Annotated in this window: 19 protein-coding genes and 1 riboswitch; of the genes, 6 read left to right on the forward strand and 13 right to left on the reverse strand. The window is 32.5% G+C overall.

What is annotated here, in order from left to right; genetic code table 11:
* Window positions 1-87 precede the first annotated feature (87 nt).
* On the forward strand, window positions 88-303 hold the full coding sequence (locus tag ACJQQZ_RS09355; protein WP_185291342.1) for a hypothetical protein: 216 nt from the start codon (window positions 88-90) through the stop codon (window positions 301-303).
* Between the two features lie 116 nt (window positions 304-419).
* On the opposite strand, the gene ACJQQZ_RS09360 is transcribed toward ACJQQZ_RS09355, so the two are convergent.
* From ACJQQZ_RS09360 to ACJQQZ_RS09395, 8 genes are all read right to left on the reverse strand, one after another.
* On the reverse strand, window positions 420-1,046 hold the full coding sequence (locus ACJQQZ_RS09360) for an NDxxF motif lipoprotein (RefSeq protein ID WP_124228235.1): 627 nt from the start codon (window positions 1,044-1,046) through the stop codon (window positions 420-422).
* Between the two features lie 139 nt (window positions 1,047-1,185).
* On the reverse strand, window positions 1,186-2,835 hold the full coding sequence (locus tag ACJQQZ_RS09365) for a hypothetical protein (protein WP_145506148.1): 1,650 nt from the start codon (window positions 2,833-2,835) through the stop codon (window positions 1,186-1,188).
* A 207-nt stretch (window positions 2,836-3,042) separates the two neighbouring features.
* On the reverse strand, window positions 3,043-4,566 hold the full coding sequence (gene ahpF / locus ACJQQZ_RS09370) for an alkyl hydroperoxide reductase subunit F (protein ID WP_002451490.1): 1,524 nt from the start codon (window positions 4,564-4,566) through the stop codon (window positions 3,043-3,045).
* A 17-nt stretch (window positions 4,567-4,583) separates the two neighbouring features.
* On the reverse strand, window positions 4,584-5,153 hold the full coding sequence (gene ahpC / locus ACJQQZ_RS09375) for an alkyl hydroperoxide reductase subunit C (RefSeq protein ID WP_124228237.1): 570 nt from the start codon (window positions 5,151-5,153) through the stop codon (window positions 4,584-4,586).
* A gap of 499 nt (window positions 5,154-5,652) precedes the next feature.
* Window positions 5,653-6,354 carry an ABC transporter permease gene (locus ACJQQZ_RS09380; RefSeq protein ID WP_049425230.1) on the reverse strand — a complete coding sequence of 234 codons (702 nt, stop codon included), beginning with the start codon at window positions 6,352-6,354 and terminating at the stop codon, window positions 5,653-5,655.
* A complete protein-coding gene (locus ACJQQZ_RS09385; RefSeq protein ID WP_145506145.1) occupies window positions 6,341-7,204 on the reverse strand; it encodes an ABC transporter ATP-binding protein in 864 nt (287 codons plus the stop codon). Before ACJQQZ_RS09385 ends, ACJQQZ_RS09380 begins: the two co-directional genes overlap by 14 nt.
* A 98-nt stretch (window positions 7,205-7,302) precedes the next feature.
* Window positions 7,303-7,740, reverse strand: coding sequence for a LytTR family DNA-binding domain-containing protein (locus ACJQQZ_RS09390; protein ID WP_242238600.1), 438 nt, complete (start codon window positions 7,738-7,740; stop codon window positions 7,303-7,305).
* 195 nt (window positions 7,741-7,935) lie between these two features.
* On the reverse strand, window positions 7,936-8,208 hold the full coding sequence (locus ACJQQZ_RS09395; protein ID WP_241004983.1) for a hypothetical protein: 273 nt from the start codon (window positions 8,206-8,208) through the stop codon (window positions 7,936-7,938).
* 221 nt (window positions 8,209-8,429) lie between these two features.
* Between ACJQQZ_RS09395 and ACJQQZ_RS09400 the strand changes: the two genes are divergently transcribed.
* Window positions 8,430-9,185 (forward strand): NADPH-dependent oxidoreductase, encoded by a 756-nt coding sequence (locus ACJQQZ_RS09400; protein ID WP_049425227.1) that lies wholly within the window; start codon window positions 8,430-8,432, stop codon window positions 9,183-9,185.
* A gap of 149 nt (window positions 9,186-9,334) precedes the next feature.
* Here the strand turns inward: ACJQQZ_RS09400 and ACJQQZ_RS09405 are convergent, their stop codons facing one another.
* The 5 genes from ACJQQZ_RS09405 to ACJQQZ_RS09425 all read right to left on the reverse strand — a co-directional run bounded on the left by ACJQQZ_RS09405 (window position 9,335) and on the right by ACJQQZ_RS09425 (window position 15,915).
* Window positions 9,335-10,723 carry an L-cystine transporter gene (locus ACJQQZ_RS09405; protein ID WP_002451484.1) on the reverse strand — a complete coding sequence of 463 codons (1,389 nt, stop codon included), beginning with the start codon at window positions 10,721-10,723 and terminating at the stop codon, window positions 9,335-9,337.
* 266 nt (window positions 10,724-10,989) lie between these two features.
* On the reverse strand, window positions 10,990-13,503 hold the full coding sequence (locus ACJQQZ_RS09410; protein ID WP_124228239.1) for a glycosyltransferase: 2,514 nt from the start codon (window positions 13,501-13,503) through the stop codon (window positions 10,990-10,992).
* 177 nt (window positions 13,504-13,680) lie between these two features.
* Window positions 13,681-14,550 (reverse strand): hypothetical protein, encoded by an 870-nt coding sequence (locus tag ACJQQZ_RS09415; RefSeq protein ID WP_002451482.1) that lies wholly within the window; start codon window positions 14,548-14,550, stop codon window positions 13,681-13,683.
* 116 nt (window positions 14,551-14,666) lie between these two features.
* Window positions 14,667-15,335: a hypothetical protein gene (locus ACJQQZ_RS09420; RefSeq protein WP_002451481.1), complete on the reverse strand. Its 669-nt coding sequence runs from the start codon at window positions 15,333-15,335 to the stop codon at window positions 14,667-14,669.
* A 172-nt stretch (window positions 15,336-15,507) separates the two neighbouring features.
* Window positions 15,508-15,915, reverse strand: coding sequence for a general stress protein (locus tag ACJQQZ_RS09425; RefSeq protein ID WP_124228240.1), 408 nt, complete (start codon window positions 15,913-15,915; stop codon window positions 15,508-15,510).
* Window positions 15,916-16,128: 213 nt separating this feature from the next.
* Window positions 16,129-16,231, forward strand: a riboswitch (purine riboswitch).
* A 267-nt stretch (window positions 16,232-16,498) separates the two neighbouring features.
* Here ACJQQZ_RS09425 and xpt point away from each other — a divergent pair.
* From xpt to guaA, 4 genes are read left to right on the forward strand one after another with little or no spacing between them, the layout of a single operon-like run.
* On the forward strand, window positions 16,499-17,077 hold the full coding sequence (gene xpt, locus ACJQQZ_RS09430; RefSeq protein ID WP_002451479.1) for a xanthine phosphoribosyltransferase: 579 nt from the start codon (window positions 16,499-16,501) through the stop codon (window positions 17,075-17,077).
* Entirely contained in the window at window positions 17,077-18,345 is a 1,269-nt protein-coding gene (gene pbuX / locus ACJQQZ_RS09435) for a xanthine permease PbuX (protein ID WP_107533229.1), read from the forward strand. Before xpt ends, pbuX begins: the two co-directional genes overlap by 1 nt.
* A 36-nt stretch (window positions 18,346-18,381) precedes the next feature.
* On the forward strand, window positions 18,382-19,848 hold the full coding sequence (gene guaB / locus ACJQQZ_RS09440) for an IMP dehydrogenase (RefSeq protein WP_002451477.1): 1,467 nt from the start codon (window positions 18,382-18,384) through the stop codon (window positions 19,846-19,848).
* Between the two features lie 27 nt (window positions 19,849-19,875).
* Window positions 19,876-21,417, forward strand: coding sequence for a glutamine-hydrolyzing GMP synthase (gene guaA, locus ACJQQZ_RS09445; RefSeq protein ID WP_002466433.1), 1,542 nt, complete (start codon window positions 19,876-19,878; stop codon window positions 21,415-21,417).
* The last annotated feature ends 33 nt before the right edge of the window (window positions 21,418-21,450 follow it).

The raw sequence follows: 21,450 nt of genomic DNA on the forward strand, positions 1-21,450 counted from the left end.
ATAAAGAATGCGATAAGTGCCAATAATGCCCATACAGGAACCGCAATAATTTGAAGAATACTTGAAATAATTCTGGTTGTCATATAGTTGAAAAAACATAATATGAGTGCAGGTAATGCTATTGCTACCATAGTACCTATTGCAGACCAAAGTTCTACAGGCTTATCCAAACTGATTGTATTAGACCCAGTTGGATATTTAGCACACATTAAAATAGTTAACACTGTTGATAAAATCGCGAGCACTAAAAAAGATACACGTAACTTCATCTTGTCACTCTCCAAAATTTTTTTAAATGAGTAAATAAAAAGTTTAACTATCTATAGTGTGACTTAGACGTCGGGTGATGTCAATTTGGCTTAAGATATAAATAAAAGCTTCTAATCCGCAAATTTTATAACGGTTAGAAGCTTTTTAGTTTATTTATCAAATACATCAGTTTTGATATTTTTCTTGTCTAAGAAAGATTTGATTTTATCTTGTTGCTTTTTGTTTACATCGCCTGCATAGTTGGTTGGTACGTCTACGACATTGATTGAATTTTGTGGTTGATAATTCAATTGCTCAATGTCTTCATCAACGTTAGCGATTGTACTATTAAGTGCTTTAAAATATTTGATAATACGATTAGTTGGATCTTTATATTCACTTGGAATCTTATTATTATTCACAAACTTTTTAAAGTGTAAGTCGTTTTTTACTGCAAGATTAGACAATTCACTTAATTGTTTGGATTGCTTTTTAGTAATCTTAGTGCTGCTATCACTCTGTCTGTCTAATTTATGTTGCATCACGTACTTATTATCTAAAATATCATTGTTAACTTGTAGATATTTTTTTAACGCTTTATTCATTTCATCTTCACTGATAGTGGCAATGTTTTTATTAGATGTGAAAATATCTTTTTCCTTTAATTGCTTAGCATTTTTAGGTGCATGGGCACTACTATGTGAATCATGATCATTATCATCTTCACTTTTATTTGCACAAGCTGATAAGATAAGTGCAAAAGATAAAATTAACGTGAGTAGAACTCTTTTTTTCATCAGGTTTGGAACTCCTTTTATTCATACAATATTCATTATTTTAAATTCTTACATATTATAGCGTATCACTTATCAAAAATGATTTGAATGTTTAAGCACTTAGTTATTTATGAACTATGAACATTTTGTGTATAAATAATTAAAGTGATTTTGTTTCATTAACAGTATAACCGCGCAAACTCCATAAACGTAGATGTGTCCAACCTTTTTCAATTTGCATAGATAATTTTTTATCTGGTATCGGTAAAAGTTTATTTTGTTTAATTAAGTTATTCATCATCTCGACTGCATGAGCTTCATCTGGTGCTATTCTTAGGTGGAATAAGATATATCTTACGGTTTTTTCTTTTTTAACATCGTCATCTTCTTTTATGTTATTTCTAAGAAACTTGATGAATTGTTTCAACTTGGTATTACGTGTGTAAAATTCATTATTTGCATATATTAATAGTTCATCGAGATGGCTAGGTTCATAAAATCCTTTTAGTGGATCGTCTATCTCATCACTATTTGCGAGCATAGGAATTACTGGGTGTAATAACATATCATTTTGGACGATGACTAATTGATTGATATTCATAGCTTCTATTTCATCTATAATATCCTTTTCTGTCATATCTCTGTTGTATAAGTGTTTCATTAAATGAACAACACGTTCTAATGATGCATAGCCATATAAATTCGTTATCGCAAAATAGATATTGAAGGGTGTTATATACTGTTGCATGTTCTTATCATTTTTAAATTGAATTAATTGTTCTTCGGCTAAATTTTGGCGGATTTCGGGATCCATGTATAATTCAAGTTCAGGTACTTCACTTTCTTGATCTTTAATGTCTTCGTTAACAGTACTACTAGAGACATTGTCATCATTGATCGCAGTATCTTTACTATATAAACGTAGAGTCTCGAGTACTTGATTATCCTCAGAAGCGATATGTTGCTCTTGTTGACTAAGGAAAGTCTCAATACCACCCTTATTATTAATGTAATTTTGAATAAAATCTAAAGCGTCATAGGGAATAGATATGATATTATGGCGCTCATTATAATTAAATATAAATAAGTGATCTAAAACGTCTGACACAGTATGTAAATTTGTCTGTTCAGCGACTGTAGCTGCTAAATCAATGTTGTTGTTGTAATTGGTATGGCCTTTAATGATTTGATGTAACATGAACAAAGATGACGGTTTAAAATGATTAAAGACATTTTCTAATAAAGTAACATCTTTGAAAAAGGTATCATGAATTAAATTGACGGAGTCTGATTTTTTAATTTTTGACGGACTTTTAATTTGGTAAAATTTCAAAATGTCTTGTAAGCTTTTCGATTTCAAAGTTGATAAATAATCTTTCAAAGATGTATGTTGAATGGCATTGAAAAGTTCTTTATCTAATTGATCTAACTGTTGAATAAGTAGCTGTCCATCTTCGTCTTGGACTTTATTTTGGTAATGATTAGCGAAAACATATGTATTGATTTGGTTTAAATAGTGAGTATCTACCATAAATGTATTTGTTGAAGTTTTAAAAATAAAACCTAAGCGTTCTGATAAATTACATTTATGTTTAATATCTTCATTGATTAAGACTGGATTATCGTAGCTGTCTAGCATGGATTTAATACAGTCTTGTTCGGTTTTATCCATTTGGTTATAAATGAAGTTAATGTGATGTGATTTAAAAGCAATATGTAATGTCTCAAGTGGTGAAAGTTTTCTAGGGATGTCTAAAAAAGATTGAATTTCATAGATTTTTGCTTTGGTAATATGATTTAAGGTATTCATAATAGCTCCTTTAAAATTTATGATATGAGATGGATTTAGACTAGAAAACAGTGTCTTGATATTGTAAAAACCCAACGATGTTAAAGATTAAAACTTTTCATTAATTCCATCATAACATGTTTAAAGAATTAAATAATAAAAAAACAGAATTCCATAGGGGAATTCTGTTTTGAAGATATATATTAATGAAATGCTGAATCCATTTAATTAGTTTCTAATAATATAATCGAAAGCATTCAATGCGGCATTAGCACCAGCACCCATTGAGATGATGATTTGTTTGTTTTTCTGATCAGTTACATCACCAGCAGCGAAGATACCTGGAACATTAGTGCTATTATTGCGATCAATAACAACTTCGCCACGTCCGTTAAGTTCAACTGCATCAGAAATCCATGATGTGTTAGGTACTAAACCGATTTGTACAAAGATACCGTCTAAATTAACGACTTGTTCTTCACCAGTGTTCATATCCTCGTATTTAATACCAGTGACATGATCTTCACCGATGACTTCAGTAGTTCTGGCTTTAGTTTTAATGTCGACATTTGATAATGAACGTAAACGATCTTGTAGAACACTGTCTGCTTTCAACTCATCTGAGTATTCAAATACAGTAACATGTTTAACAATTCCTGCTAAATCGATTGCAGCTTCAACACCTGAGTTACCGCCACCGATGACTGCAACATCTTTATTTTCGAATAAAGGACCGTCACAGTGTGGGCAGAAAGCAACACCTTTGTTGATTAAACGATCTTCGCCAGGAATATTAAGTTTACGCCAACTTGCACCTGTTGAAATGATGGCTGTTTTAGTTTCCAATACAGCGTCATTTTCTAAAGTAACGCGAATAGCGCTATCAGTTTTTTCAATATTTGTTGCACGAATACCAGTCATTGTATCGATATCATATTGAGCGATATGATCTGCTAAATTAGAAGAAAACTCAGTACCTGTCGTTTCTTTAACAGTGATGAAGTTTTCAATTCCAGCAGTATCATTAACTTGACCACCGATACGGTCTGCAACAATACCAGTACGTAACCCTTTACGTGCAGTGTAAATCGCAGCACTACCACTTGCAGGGCCACCACCGATAACTAATACATCGTAAGGGTCTTTGCCTTCAAATTCCGATGCATCTGCAGTGCTTCCTAATTGGTTAAGAATATCTTGAATTGTCATACGACCATTACCAAATTCTTCTCCATCTAGGAAAACAGCTGGTACAGCCATGATGTTTTCAGATTCTTCACGGAAGACAGCACCGTCAATCATTGTATGTGTAATGTTAGGGTTAATTACACTCATTAAGTTCAATGCTTGAACGACATCTGGACATTTTTGACAAGTTAAACTTACGTAAGTTTCGAAATTGAAAGAACCTTCTAATCCTTTAATTTGATCAATCACAGATTGTTGTTCCTTAGGTGCACGTCCACTAACTTGTAAAATAGCTAATACAAGAGAGTTGAACTCATGTCCTAATGGAATGCCTGCGAAAGTAATACCTGTTTCTTCGCCAGGGCGATTAACTGAGAAACTAGGTGTACGTTTTAAAGATTTTTCAGTAACTGAAATGTGCGCAGACATTTCAGCTACTTCATCTAATAACTCTTTTAATTCTTTTGATTTATCGTCAGAGCCAAGGCTAGCGACGAATTCAACGTCGCCTTCCATAAGCTCAAGTAATTGTTTTAATTGTTGTTTTAAATCAGCATTAAGCATTTTCTAATAATGCCTCCTTAAATTTTACCTACTAAGTCTAATCCTGGTTGTAAAGTTTCAGAACCTTCTTCCCATTTTGCAGGGCAAACTTCACCTGGATGTTGACGTACATATTGAGCAGCTTTGATTTTGTGAACTAATGTGCTTGCGTCACGGCCGATACCGTCAGCATTGATTTCAGCTGCTTGAACAACGCCATCAGGGTCGATAATGAAAGTACCACGTTGAGCTAAACCAAGTTCTTCATCTAATACGTCGAAGTTACGAGTAATAGTTTGAGAAGGGTCACCAATCATATTGTATTGGATTTTGCTAATAGCATCTGAATGATCATGCCAAGCTTTGTGTACGAAATGAGTATCAGTTGAAACTGAGAATACATTTACGCCTAATTCTTGTAATTTATCATATTGGTTTTGTAAATCTTCTAATTCAGTTGGACAAACGAATGAGAAGTCAGCTGGGTAGAAGCAAACTACACTCCAAGAACCTTTTAAATCTTCTTGAGATACTTCATTGAATTCATCTTTCTTTGGATCATAAGCTTGTGCTGTGAATGGTAAGATTTCTTTATTAATTAAAGACATAGGTAAATTCCTCCTGATAATTTGAAATGTTTTATTAGAATTAGATAACAATCATTGTTTGTTTATAATAATTCTAATCTCTTACTAATTATTATTACATTTAGGATTTAAATAGTCAACTTCATCAACTTATATATTTAATGACTCGTTGAGAAATTGATGATACAAGTATTATAAGCCTATTAATGAAATTGATAGTTTAAGTGAAATGAATGATATTAATGAAATGATTCACTGTTATTACACTTAAAATAGTCATTAACATTCTCAACTAAACACTTGTTATTGATAATATAGTGTAATTTTATTACATTACACTATACTCTGATAGTAACATGTTGTTTCAAAACTTTCATAAAAGAAGGTTTGTTATAGTGTTAACATTATTAGACTTTAATTAAATGATGATATTAAAACACGTCCAGGCTAACTAATGAAACTATTAGGTAGCCTGGACGTGTTTTTGAAGATAGAACAAATTAAATTTGGAAGGTCTAAATTACTGTAATTTTGAACGTTTTCTATATGTCATGATTGTTAAAATTACAATACTTATTACCCAAATGGATAAATAAATTAAGTTATTAGCTTCGTCTTCTAATAATAAAGTGAATACTAAATTAGATGGGACAAAAGATAAAATTTTATCGATGATTTCATTTGTATCTAAGAACATTTTCATTTGTGCCATACCAAATAGGAATATAATAATGAAATTATAAAATTGAGATTTTCCTATAGTGTTTGATAGTAAGCCAGCTAAAATGCCTAGACATGTATAGAATATAAGTAACAATAATAGTGAAACAAAACCACTCCAATTAATTGAAAAACTTTGTCCCAATAATAAGAGACTAATTACGGAAATGATTACAGATAATATTATACCTAAAAGTGCTTTTGATAATAGGATTTCTAACATTGTAGTTGGTGTTTGGATTAATCCTATCAATGTCTTTTTATCATTTTCTTCTGCGATACTTTGTAAAGTAATTGCTGTATTGCACATTATAAATGAAAAATTAATAATTAATACTATGAAGAATATTTTTTGTTCTTTATTAGTCTCCATTTCATTAAGCATAAAATGATATAAAAGTGTAAGGCCAATGACGAGTAAAGGCATTAAATAAACAGAAGGGTTTCGCCATGTTTCTTTTAATTCTTTTTCGAAAAGGGCAGTTAATCTATTCATTTTCATTATCATTTAACTCCTCTCCGGTTACTTTTAAGAACACTTCACCAAGCGTAGGTAGGTCTGTAGATAGATATTTAATTTCATCTTTTAGCATCAAATCATGTATATAGTCTGCTGTTTGTTTGTTAATCTTCATTGTTTTCATTATGTCTTTATGATTAATTACTGTTAGAGAGTGATTTGAAAATGAATATCTTAAATTTTGAGGTGTATCAATTAATTTCACTTTACCATGGTTTATAAATGCGACTCTATCACATAATTTATTAGCTTCTTCCATATCATGAGTTGTAAGGAAGACAGTTGTGCCTTTTTCATTTAAGGCTTTCAATCCTCTGTGGATGTGGTTTCTAGTTGTTGGGTCTAGTGATGAGGTTGGTTCATCTAGAAATAGAATGTCGGGTGAATGGATTAATGATTTTGCTAGAAGAACTCTTTGCTTCATTCCAGCTGATAGATTTTTACATACTTTCTTTTTAGCATACTTTAAATTAACTAGTTCTAAAGTTTCTTCTACTTTTGATAAAGGAACGTCATATAATTGGGCAACAAGTTTCAAATTGTCATATATAGTTAATCTTTCGTATGTATTACTTATGTCGGTTAGTATACCAATTGTCGCCATGAATTTACTAGAACCTATATTAGTATTATTAAATCCATTGACTGTTAGACTTCCCTTTGACGGACGTGAGGCTCCAATAAGCATACTTATCGTAGTAGTTTTGCCTGCACCACTCGGTCCTAAAAAACCAAATATTTCTCCTTTTTTCACTTCAATGCACATATCATCAATTACGACTTCGCTATTAAATTTTTTAGTTACGTCACTCATTTCTATGATATTTTCCATAGTCATCCTCCTTTGTAATCTAATTTAAGAATAGGAGGAACAGCTAGTTACATCATTAAAAATAGGATGAAATGTAAACTGGATGAGTTGAAATGTATCTATTTAATTCTAAAATGTTCTTCGATTTCGTTTATTTTATTTCTTGAGATAGGAATTAAAGAATCTTTCGAATAATTTAGTCTTATAGAATATGAATTTTTGGACCAAGAAATAATTTCTTTAACTTTTTGAAGATTGATGATATAAGAACGATGACATCTGTAGAATCCGTATGGAAGTATTAAGGCTTCCATGGATTGTAAAGTAGCATCATGTTCGTAAGTTTCATTATTTACATGAATCTGAACTTTTCCATCTCTACTTTCGATATAATCAATATCGCTAGGATCTAGAAACATTGTTTTGTCATTTAATTTAACAGTTAACCTAGGGATTTGCTTTACTTCGAGATTTTTTGTACTATCTTCTTTTGATTCTGTTGAAATTTCAACAGGTTTAAGGACATCTTTTGAAATTCTGAAAGAGTTATTAGTCATGAGTAGGGCTTCTTCTGTATGGTTAGTAAGACAGATAATATTTTTTGTGTGCTTTTGATTGTTTAATAACGTAATGATGATATCTTTTGTTTCTAGATCGGTACTTTGAATAGGTTCTTTGAGTAAAATGTTTTTGGAAGGGTGTAGTAGAGCTCCAGTTATTTTAAGGAGTTTGCTTTCTGAAATAGTTAAGTTTTATACAAATTTATTGTCAAATTTAGATAAATAAAAAGTATAAAGAATATCATCAATAGTTGTATCAATACTGTACCACTTGATCCAAAATTTTATTATTTCTTTTACTTTCATTCTTTCTGGAAAAACATTATCTAATAAGAAGCAATAAATTAAGTCATTAGAATGATTTGCCTCAACTATCTCTTTTTGAATTTCTTCTTCTGCGATAATTGAAATTAAAGAAGTTTTTATATCTTGCTTCTTTCGAGCATTTTTATTTAAGTAAATCATCATTAATACCCCTTACCAGTCTTATTTATCTATAGTATAACTAAAAAACGCTATTTTTATAACTTTAAACTTTTACCTTATTAATAAAAAAATATGTTTTGAAGATTAAGATACAATAGTCGCTATAAATCCAATTAATTTAATTTCCAGTCGAAAAGGGTATACAATATTTAAAGATTATAAACGAAAATATTATTTTTTCGAGAGTAGGAGTGGAAATAGTGTCAGATTATGTATATGAATTAATGAAAAAACATCACTCGGTGCGCCGTTTTAAATCAACACCTTTAAGTGAAGATACAGTTGAAAAATTAGTGGAAGCAGGTCAAAGTGCTTCTACATCTAGTTATTTACAAACTTATTCAATCATTGGTATTGATGACCCTGAAATTAAAGAGGATTTAAAGGAAGTATCAGGTCAACCATATGTTGTTGAGAATGGTTACTTATTTGTTTTTGTTCTAGATTATTATCGTCATAATTTAATTAATGAGAATGTGGAATCAAATATGGAAGTTTCTTTTGAATCGGCTGAAGGTCTGTTAGTGGGATCGATTGATGTAGCTCTTGTTGCTGAAAATATGGCTGTTGCAGCTGAGGATATGGGTTACGGAATTGTTTACTTAGGATCATTACGTAATGATGTTGGTCGTGTACGCGAGATTTTAGACTTACCTGAGTATACTTTCCCATTATTTGGTATGGCTATTGGTGAACCAGCAGAAAATGAAAATGGTTCTGCAAAACCTCGTTTGCCATTAGAACATGTTTTCCATAGAAACCAATATAATTCAGATAAAGAAAAACAAATCAATGAATTAAAAACGTATGATCAAACGGTAAGTGATTATTATAAAGCGCGTACCAATGGAGAAAGAACTGAAACTTGGTCAGAACAAATTGAATCATTCCTAGGAAATAAAACAAGATTAGACATGCTAAATCAACTTAATGATGCAGGATTAATCAAACGGTAATAGCATTATATAATCAAAAGTGATGTTATGAGTTTAGGGATAATTGTAGATAACAGATTAGTGTAGCGCTAATTGTAGGTTTAATAAATTAATATGAGAAAGGGAGGGGACAATTTATAAGTTGTCTCCTCCCTTTTATTTTAAAATATTTAATCTGTTGTCAGTTCACCATATTCATTAGATTCGAATGCTTTTTTGTCCCAATTTTTAGTGAGTTTGGCAGTTCCTGTGCCTGCTAACATAGAATCATTAACATTAAGAGCAGTACGACCCATGTCAATAAGAGGTTCAATAGAAATTAAGACGCCGGCTAATGCAACCGGTAAATTTAGTGTTGATAAGACTAATATAGATGCGAATGTAGCACCGCCACCTACACCAGCAACACCAAAGGAACTGATAATAACCACGGCTACTAATGTCACGATAAATTGTAAATCGATATTTACATGTGCAACCGGTGCAACCATGATCGCAAGCATCGCAGGATAGATACCTGCACAACCATTTTGTCCAATAGATAAACCGAATGTTGCGGAAAAGTTAGCGATACCTTCAGGTACACCAAGACGTGTTGTTTGTGTTTGAATATTTAACGGTAAAGAACCAGCACTTGAACGTGATGTAAAGGCAAAGGCCAATACTTCAAATGTTTTCTTCATATATTTGACTGGGTTGATACCAAGGATAGTTAAAATTACGAGGTGAATGATATACATCGTAATTAATGCTGCATAAGACGCTATCATAAATTTACCTAAAGTCCAGATAGCGGCGAAGTCACTGGTAGCAATCGTTGAAGCCATTATAGCTAAGATACCATAAGGTGTTAATCGTAATACGAAGGTTACAATAGCCATGACAAGAGAATAAATCGCTTCAATACCTCGTTTAAGTGTGTCGCCATGTTCAGGTTCTTTACGTGCAACACGTAAGTATGCAAAGCCCACAAATGAAGCGAAGATAACGACCGCAATCGTAGATGTTGTTCTTTCACCTGTAAAGTCTAAGAACGGATTGCTAGGTAATAGTTCTAAGATTTGTTGTGGTAATGTATGTGCGGTTAAGTTTTTAGCCTCTTTAGTGATTTCACTACCGCGTGAATGTTCAGCGCTACCTAAATCAATGGAAGATGCATCTAAACCGAAGAGTAATGCATATCCAATACCAACCAAGGCAGCTATAGCTACAGTCCCAATTAAAAACATGAAGATATAACTACCGATTTTAGCAAATTTGTCCCCAATTTGTATTTTACTGAATGCAGAAACGATAGAAATAAAAATTAACGGCATGACAATCATTTGTAATAGTGCGACATATCCATCGCCTACAATACTAAACCAATCACTTGTCGTTTTGATTACTTTTGAGTCGACTCCATAGATTAAATGCATTGCGATGCCTAAAATGATCCCTATAGCTAAGGCAGTAAATACACGTTTAGGAAATGAAATGTGTTTTTTGGCCATGACATTTAGCATAATAATGAAGGCAATAAGCACGATAACATTAATCACAGTTAAAAATGAGTCCAATGAATAACACTCCTTTTTAATTATTATGTTCTAAATTTATGTATTAAGAATATTACTCATATTTTTATAATTCAAGGTTATAAACTTAAAAGGTATATTTTTTATAATTAAAAATGTGTAAAGTATTAAATTGTTTGATCAAATAATACTTATTTGTGGAATGTCAGAAAGAAAATATAAAAAATAGGTGTTACACTCCAGATAAAAGAATTGGAATGTAACACCTATATAAAATGGATTAATAGGATGGTCAGTAACGATTTAAGTTAATCTAATAAACTATAAAACTCATCCATGACTGCTTTATTATAAGATTCGACATCAAATGTACTATAGCTAGGTTGTGTTCCTTTAATGAATGTTTCAATACCATTGGCTATATATTGAACCTCATTTTTAACTAGCATGCCGTATTTTCCATCTTCTAAAACGTATCGATTTGCAATAATGTCAGACGCTAATACTGGTGTCCCAGCAGATAAAGCTTCCAATATAACCATTGATTGTCCTTCATAATGTGAAGTTAAAGCAAATAAATTAGCACGTTTTAATAAATAAAACGGATTGCGTTGATGGCCTAATAAAAACACATTATGTTCTAGATTTAAATGATTAATCATGTTTACCAATGTTTCTTTTAAAGGTCCATCACCTAGAATATAAAGTCTGATGTGAGGATGTTTTGTCTTTAATTCATGAATTGCTTGAATGAGTAAATCAATACCTTTTTCCGGTGACAATCGACCTATAAAGACAATATTAAAATGACTATGATCAAATGGCGTATTAAATAAGTTACCATCTGAATAAGACACGATAACTTGTTTACCATCTTTATTATAGATTTCACTATCATCATTCATTAGACGTTTGATTTTTGAGTAATTGATTGTATTTCTACAAACATTAAATTTATTTTTGGGGACCGTAGATGAAAATTTTTGTTGATTCACTTTCATTGTTGCTTCAGATACGCTAATTAGTTTGTCAAAACGTTTATAAATACTGAACAATGTTTTTAAATTTTGATAGTGAGGTCGTTTTCCATTAACCGTTCTCTTTTGATCATCTTGCATGTCACTATGCATATAAATATATTTTTTCTTCGCATTGGTAGCTAATACTAAATTTCCCCAGAAAAATGCATATCCACTATAGTCGATAGCGTAATCAAATTGAATATCTCCGAATACTTTTCTCATTTCACGACGATAGAGGTGCTTTGGATGAATAGCTTCTTCAAAGTGATGATATACACCGCGTTGTCTAATAAATTCTACGCGATATAATTCTTTAAAAGAAGTAAGGAAAGGACTACTTCTAAATAGCACTCTAACATTAGCATTTATTTGATTGAGATTATTTTTGAATTCAATACTTTTGTTATTAGTCACCATTAATGTGACGTCGTATTTTTCATAATCAATATTTTCAAGTAAGTTCAACATTGAAGTAGTAATACCGTTGTTCTTTAAACCACCAGGATAAAATAGTAATTTCGTCTTTTGCTTTTCACTATCTGCATGTGGATGGATTGGTTTGAATGAAGTATTAAAGATTGCTTTAATTAATCTTTGACAAGCATTACCGTCATCATATGAACAGAATTGAGATTTAAATTGTTGATAATTTTTATCGTATTGCTTATAGGTTTCGTTTTGAATGCCTTGAACGACATCATTAATGTTTGTATAAACTGGACCAGGAAGTCGCTCATTATCAATATACAATCCACGAGTACGAGTGTATTCATCATGATTAGTTGTGTAAAAAATAATAGGTTTATCAGTGACTAAAAAGTCGAAGAAAATACTTGAGTAATCTGTAATCATTAAATCTACGACTGTTAATAATTGATTAGTATCAAAGGTATTAGGTACAAGATACGGTTTTAAATTGTCTGATTGAGCTATTTTCTTATATACAAAAGGATGTACTTTTAATAACACTTGATAACCTGTTATAGATTCTAATGATTTAACTTCATTATAGATATTGTCTTCTTCTATGATAGGTTTATTTACATCCGTGCCTTGCCAAGTAGGGCAATATAATATTATTTTTTTCTGATTTAAATGTACAAATGTGCTTAATCTTTTTCTAATATCTACTTCTGTTGAATTGATTGTTAAATCAAGACGTGGATAACCTATTTCTAAAAATTTACCTTGATAAATAGGTGATAACTTGAAAGCACGGTTTAAAATAGTTGTTGTGTGCTTGTTTGGCGATATGATGTAATCAGAAATTAAAAAATTACGCATTGTATTTTGCGTTTTGATAAGGGAATGAGGAATATCTAATCCCATATGTTTTAAAGGTGTGCCGTGCCACGTGTTGATATAGACTTGGTTTTCTTTTTTCGTAAAATACGCTGGAAATGTAGCATTATTTATAAGGTATTTACAAGTGGTCAATGCTTTTAGATACGATTTTGATTCTTTAATGACAAATGATACATGGGATAAATGTTGAAATTGTTTACGATAATGTTGAGCCGTACTTTCAGAATCTACAACCCATGTATGATGTAGGTGTTGATATGCCTTATGACGCGTTAAATATAAAAAAATGGCGTAAGGACTATCGGTCATGCTTTTGCCATCGGTTACTTGGTAAAGTATATGTGAAGGATTAACTTTATTTTTTTCATAATAATGTGCATATGTCATCACTTTTTTGAAGTAAGGAGATTTATTAAACGTTTTAATTGGTTTAGTTAAAAAGGAGGTTTTTCTTTTAAACTGATTTTTGATTAATGATTGTGTCGCTTTTCTCATAGTGTGTCAGTCCTTTGTTGTGATATAGCGTAAAACATTTATATATATATTTGGTATTATATATTATAACATCATTATAAGAATTGGAGTAAGATATTGATATAAAAAAAGGCGAAGCACCAGTTGAGACTTAAAGTGATACACTTTTGTCTTAACCGATACCTCACCTTATATTTACTATAAGTTAAATAATCTTGCGAAAAAGCCTTTTTTCTCTTCCTTAGGTTCTGGATGGCCTAGAGGAGATGATTGTGACTCAGTATGATTATTTGTATTTGTAACTTGAGACTCTGAAGTAGTGTGTGATTTTGTTTCTGATAGTGATGTTGATTGTTCAGATGTACTTAGTGAGGTGCTCTCACTTTTAGTCGCTTCGTCAACATTACTCAAACTATTTGAATGATGAGATGTTGAAGTAGAAGTAGATGCTACTGAATTACTTTCACTTGATGAAGGTGAAGTAGATTGTTTAGGTTGGTGACTTTGGCTTGACTGATGACTTGCACTTGATTCAGAAGCGATAGCTTGTTGTTCATCTAACTTTTTAGTATGAGACTGCTGTGTTGACTGGATTGCATCTTGAGTTGTTTGAATCGCTTTTAATGATTCAGTATTCGCATCAATCTTAGATGTGATTTGATTTTGTAACTCTTTAAGTTCCTGTTGTTGATGGTGCACTTGACTAATCATTTGGCCTAACATTTGACGTTCTTCACGCATTTTTTGAATTTCACTACGTAAGTCTTCAACAAGTTGTGAAATATTCTGATCAGTAGGTAATTGACTATTATCTTCTTTTACTAATACTTGCAGGAAGTCTTTTTCCTTTTCAAGTTCTTCAAATGCTAAATCATAGCTATTCGTTTGTTTTACTTTATCTGCGATATCTTTAAATAATTCGATATCTTCTTCTTTAAAATCAGTAGCTTCACGTCCACGGTACTCTGTCTTACTAAGTTGATAGCCACGTTCTTCTAAATGTTGGACGATTTTACGGACTTGTTTTTCACTTAGCTCGACGCGTTGTGCGAATTCTTTAGTTAACATTAATAAAGTCCTTTCATATATGGTTTATGTATACTGACGTTTGTCTTCGGTTAGTGAAACGTCAGTCTTACCTCATATGATAGTTTACCGTTAATCATGGTTGATTTCAAGTCATGTTACAGTGGACTTCTTAAATTCATTTGTTCTAGTAGAGGGTATATAATCTCTCTTGAAATGCCATTAGCAAAGACATATTTCAAAATATAATTAGACTTCACACTTGTACCATAAATATCTTTAGATAAGACAATGTTGGCTTTGATAAATAAGTCGATGTCTTTAGGGTTATCGTCGGTTGTATAATTGGGATGGATATAATCAATTTCACTTTGTTTTTCAAATTGATGTTCATAGAGAAACTGTCGACGACGCTCAAGCACTTTGTTTGTTTCTTCATCAGTTGTTAAGGGTTCTTTAGGCACTTCCATCATTATAAAGTTAATGTTTCTATCATGAATTTCATTAGCGTAGACATTGAGTTGTTCCTCGATTTTATCTAGGGTCATAGACATGACTTCGTCATGATTATCTTTATTTTTGGTGATAAGATATATAAGGAAAGCGGAATTAGTAGTCGCTTCATAATGTGCTGTTGCCATGCTAATCACTTCATTGTTCTCAATACCAACGATAAAGGCATAATCCTTTTCGGTTTTATTGTTTTCTAATGATTGTTTGAAAATATGGCTGTCTTCGGTAAGACTAATATCTAACTTTGAGTCATAAATTTGTAATGCTTCTTTGAAAAATGGATCTTTAACAGACGTTATTGCTTTAAATTCCATCACGGCACCCCCAAAAATATATTTTTTAAATTATAGCATAAGTTTATTTCTATAAATGGATAAATTAATATAGTGACGTTTATGATAGTAAAGTAAAACACCACAACTTAAACGGCTTAGCGTACAAGTTATGGTGTTCTTTTTATATCCATTTCATTTTTACGAGATTGTTTTAAGCTTTTGGGCCTTTAGATTCAGCAGCATAATGTGTAATATCAAGTTCTTCATAGGCTGCATTATTTTCTTCTACTTCATTATGAAAACTACGGTCGCGTCTTGCAACAACTAAAATTTTGTTGTCTAGAATATCTTGCTTATGATTTTCAATTTCTTCATCAGTTAAATCGTATCTAGTAAGAACAGCTTGTTCGCCATCTTCACCGATAAGTAATCTAGACATACGGTCACTAAATGATCCGCTAGTAGCGATTAAACTAACTTGAGAGTCATGTAAATCATCTAAATGTAATTTTGAACGACTGATAACCGCAAGTTCACTTTCTAAATAGCCTTCAGATTTCTTTTGGTTAATTACGTTGTATAATTCAGATTTGTCTTTTACTACTGTAATTTCTGCCATGATTATCGCCCCTTATATTTTCTCTACTTTCAAAATCTATACCCTTACCATTTAATTATAAAACTTTTGTTTATATAAATATATAATTTTACTGCTTTATCTACCTAATTTAATTTTAAATTATATGTCAAACGCTTTCAGTATAAAATACTGTTAATTCAACGATGATCGTATTTAATAGTTATTGAAAAAGTAGCTAAAATTTGCTATCATCATAAAATAATTTATATGACTCATATAATCTGAAGAATATGGCTTTAGAAGTTTCTACCATGTCGCCTTGAACGACATGACTATGGGTAACAATTCAATACTTAGGAGCAGTTTAAATCGTTCAAACAACACGAAGGACTAGTGTAATGTGTCATCGATATAAGTTTCTTTAAATGACTTACAAAGGAACCACTGTATCTAAATGTATACATTTTTAATTATCGATTAATTTGGCGTATCTACTTCTTTATTTGCAATTATACGCAATGTATTGCACGTTCCCTCATAGATCCTGAAACTTATTAAAAGTTTGGGGATTTTTTTGTATCAACAAGTCTATGGATTACATAATATTGAGGAGGTTTTCTGGGTGGAGTCGTTAGGACGTAAAGTAAAAGAAGATGGTGTAGTCATCGATGAAAAGATATTAAAGGTAGATGGATTTTTAAATCATCAAATTGATGCAAAGTTAATGAATGAAGTAGGGCAAACATTCTTTGATCAATTCAAGAATGAAGGTATTACAAAGATATTAACTATTGAAGCATCTGGTATTGCTCCAGCAATAATGGCAGCATTCCATTTTGATGTACCTTGCTTATTTGCTAAAAAGGCTAAGCCAAGTACTTTAAAGGATGGATTCTACCAAACAGATATTCATTCCTTTACTAAAAATAAAACAAGCACAGTCATTGTTTCTGAAGAATTTCTTGGGGAAGACGATACTGTCTTAATTATTGATGATTTCTTAGCAAATGGCGATGCTTCTCTTGGTTTGAACGATATTGTTCAACAAGCTAACGCTAAAACAGCAGGTGTTGGTATCGTTGTTGAGAAAAGCTTCCAAAATGGTAGACAAAGACTCGAAGCAGAAGGTCTAAACGTATCATCTTTATGTAAAGTAGCATCATTAAAAGGTAATAAAGTGACGTTATTGGGTGAAAATTAATGAAAAATTTCATTCTTAGTATTCAACATTTATTAGCGATGTATGCCGGAGCGATTTTAGTTCCTATTATCGTAGGAACAAGTTTGAAATTCACACCAGAAGAGATTGCATATTTAGTAACAGTTGATATTTTTATGTGTGGTATAGCGACATTCTTACAAGTGAACAAAGTTACAGGTACCGGATTACCAATTGTATTGGGGTGTACATTTACAGCGGTAGCACCCATGATTTTAATTGGACAGACAAAAGGACTTGGCGTATTATATGGTTCATTATTTTTATCAGGTATTTTAGTAATTATCATCGCACCATTCTTCTCTCATTTAGTTAAGTTCTTTCCACCAGTCGTGACAGGAAGTGTTGTGACGATTATTGGTATCAATTTAATGCCAGTGGCAATGAATTATTTAGCTGGTGGAGAAGGTGCTAAAAACTATGGTGATCCAAAGAATTTAGTATTAGGTGGGGTGACACTCATTGTGATACTGATTTTACAACGGTTTACGACAGGATTTTTAAAATCAATCGCAATTTTAATTGGATTAATTATTGGGACAGTGTTAGCAGCAATATTTGGTCTTGTAGATATTAAGCAAGTAGGTGAAGCGCACTGGGTAGGCATTCCTGTGCCGTTCCGTTTTTCAGGCTTTGGTTTTGATGTAGGCGCAACTTTAGTGTTCTTTATTGTCGCTATAGTGAGTTTGATCGAATCTACTGGTGTCTATCACGCATTAAGTGAGATTACTGGGAAGAGATTAGAGCGAAAAGATTTTCGAAAAGGTTACACTGCGGAAGGTCTTGCGATTGTGATTGGGTCATTATTTAATGCTTTCCCTTATACAGCATATTCACAGAATGTTGGTTTAGTATCTTTATCAGGTGCTAAGAAAAATAAAGTGATTTATGGCATGGTGATTTTATTACTGATATGCGGCTGTATTCCTAAACTAGGTGCCTTAGCTAATATCATTCCATTACCAGTTTTAGGTGGTGCGATGATAGCGATGTTTGGTATGGTAATGGCATACGGTGTTAGTATTTTAGGTAATATTAACTTTGCCAACCAAAATAACTTATTAATTATAGCAGTGTCTGTAGGTTTAGGTACTGGTATTAGTGCCGTACCTCAAGCGTTTAAAGGTTTAGGGGAACAATTTGCATGGTTAACTCAAAATGGTATCGTGTTAGGCGCTATCTCTGCAATTATCTTAAATTTCTTTTTTAATGGTATAAACTATAAACAAAGTGAAGAAAATGTGAAATAATAGAACAAACTATATAATATTGGAGGCTGTTTTTAAATGTGGGAAAATAAGTTTGCTAAAGAGTCATTAACATTCGATGATGTATTATTAATTCCAGCTCAATCAGACGTGTTACCAAGTGATGTTGATTTGAGTGTTCGCTTGTCAGATAAAATTAAATTAAACATCCCGGTTATTTCTGCGGGTATGGATACAGTTACAGAATCTAAAATGGCTATTGCGATGGCAAGACAAGGTGGACTAGGCGTTATCCATAAAAACATGGGTATCGAAGAACAAGCTGACGAAGTACAAAAGGTAAAACGCTCAGAGAATGGTGTTATTAGTAATCCGTTTTATTTAACACCTGATGAAAGCGTATATGAAGCAGAAGCTTTAATGGGTAAATATCGTATTTCAGGTGTGCCAATCGTAAATAATTTAGATGACAGAGAGTTAGTAGGTATTTTAACTAATCGTGACTTACGTTTTATTGAAGATTTTTCAATTAAAATCTCAGATGTTATGACAAAAGAAGATTTAATCACAGCTCCAGTAGGTACGACTTTAGACGAAGCAGAAGCAATTTTACAAGAACATAAAATTGAAAAGCTACCTCTAGTAAAAAATGGTCGTTTAGAAGGATTAATTACTATTAAAGATATTGAAAAAGTGCTTGAATTCCCATATGCGGCTAAAGATGCTAATGGTCGATTACTAGCAGCGGCAGCAATCGGTATTTCTAAAGATACTGACATTAGAGCAGAAAAATTAGTTGAAGCAGGTGTGGATGCACTTGTTATCGATACAGCACATGGTCACTCAAAAGGTGTTATTGAACAAGTTAAACATATTAAAAATAAATTCCCTGAAATTACATTAGTAGCAGGTAATGTTGCGACTGCAGAAGCGACAAAAGATTTATTTGAAGCGGGTGCAGATGTTGTTAAAGTTGGTATCGGTCCAGGTTCAATTTGTACAACACGTGTTGTTGCAGGTGTAGGTGTACCACAAATCACAGCTGTTTACGATTGTGCAACTGAGGCACGTAAACATGGTAAAGCAATTATTGCTGATGGCGGTATTAAGTTCTCAGGTGATATTATTAAAGCGTTAGCAGCTGGTGGACATGCTGTTATGTTAGGTAGTCTATTAGCAGGTACTGAAGAAAGCCCAGGCGCAACTGAAGTATTCCAAGGTAGACAATACAAAGTATACCGTGGCATGGGTTCATTAGGTGCAATGGAAAGAGGTTCAAACGACCGTTACTTCCAAGAAGACAAAACACCTAAGAAATTTGTACCCGAAGGTATTGAAGGACGTACAGCTTACAAAGGGCCTTTACAAGATACAATTTATCAACTTATGGGCGGTGTAAGATCAGGTATGGGTTACACTGGTTCTAAAGATTTAGAAACGTTACGAGAAGAAGCACAATTTACACGTATGGGACCTGCTGGTTTAGCAGAAAGTCACCCACATAATGTTCAAATTACTAAAGAATCACCAAACTATTCATTCTAACTATAGATTTAAAGGAGAACGACAATTATGGAAATGGCGAAAGAGCAAGAGTTGATTCTTGTCCTAGACTTTGGTAGCCAATACAATCAATTAATCACAAGACGTATACGTGAAATGGGTGTATATAGCGAATTGCACGACCATGAAATTTCTATAGAAGAAATTAAACGTATGAATCCTAAAGGTATTATATTATCTGGGGGTCCTAATTCAGTTTATGAAGAAGGTTCATTCACTATTGATCCAGAAATTTATAATTTAGGTATCCCTGTATTAGGTATTTGTTATGGAATGCAACTAACGACTAAATTATTAGGCGGAAAAGTGGAACGTGCTAATGAGCGTGAGTATGGTAAAGCAATTATTAATGCAAAATCTGACGAGTTATTCTTCGGTTTACCATCAGAACAAACTGTATGGATGAGCCACTCAGATAAAGTCATTGAAATTCCAGAAGGCTTTGAAGTGATTGCAGATAGTCCAAGTACAAACTATGCTGCTATTGAAGATAAATCACGTCGTATCTACGGCGTACAATTCCATCCAGAAGTACGTCATACGGAATACGGTAATGATCTTTTAAGAAACTTTGTTCGCCGTGTTTGTAATTGTACAGGCGAATGGACAATGGAAAACTTTATCGAAATTGAAATCGAAAAAATTCGTGAACGTGTAGGAGACCGTAAAGTATTATGTGCGATGAGTGGTGGCGTTGACTCATCTGTAGTAGCGGTACTATTACACAAAGCAATAGGTGATCAATTGACTTGTATCTTTGTTGACCATGGATTACTTCGTAAAGGTGAAGGCGACATGGTTATGGAACAATTCGGTGAAGGGTTCAACATGAATATTATTCGTGTAAATGCACAAGATCGTTTCATGAAAAAATTAGCTGGTGTATCAGATCCAGAACAGAAACGTAAAATTATTGGTAATGAATTCGTTTATGTATTTGATGACGAAGCATCTAAGTTAAAGGGTGTGGACTTCTTAGCCCAAGGTACGCTTTATACAGATGTGATTGAATCAGGTACAAAAACAGCTCAAACAATTAAATCTCACCACAATGTAGGTGGTTTACCAGAAGATATGGAATTTGAACTTATCGAACCGATTAATACGTTATTTAAAGATGAAGTACGTGCATTAGGTATCGAATTAGGTATTCCTGAGCATTTAGTATGGAGACAACCATTCCCAGGCCCTGGTTTAGGTATCCGAGTGCTTGGTGAAATTACGGAAGATAAATTAGAAATCGTAAGAGAATCAGATGCAATTTTAAGAGAAGTAGTGCGAGAAGAAGGTCTTGAAAGAGACATCTGGCAATATTTCACTGTATTACCAGGCATTCAATCTGTAGGTGTTATGGGAGACTACCGTACATATGATCACACTGTCGGTATCCGTGCTGTAACATCAATTGATGGTATGACAAGTGACTTTGCGCGTATCGATTGGGAAGTCTTACAGAAGATTTCAAGCCGAATCGTTAATGAAGTGGATCATGTTAACCGCGTTGTCTATGATATTACCTCTAAGCCACCTAGTACAATAGAATGGGAATAAGATACTATGATATAGTCCTCAACCGTATAGGTT

This window comes from Staphylococcus sp. KUGN1 (assembly GCF_045984185.1).
Lineage (GTDB): Bacteria > Bacillota > Bacilli > Staphylococcales > Staphylococcaceae > Staphylococcus > Staphylococcus warneri_A.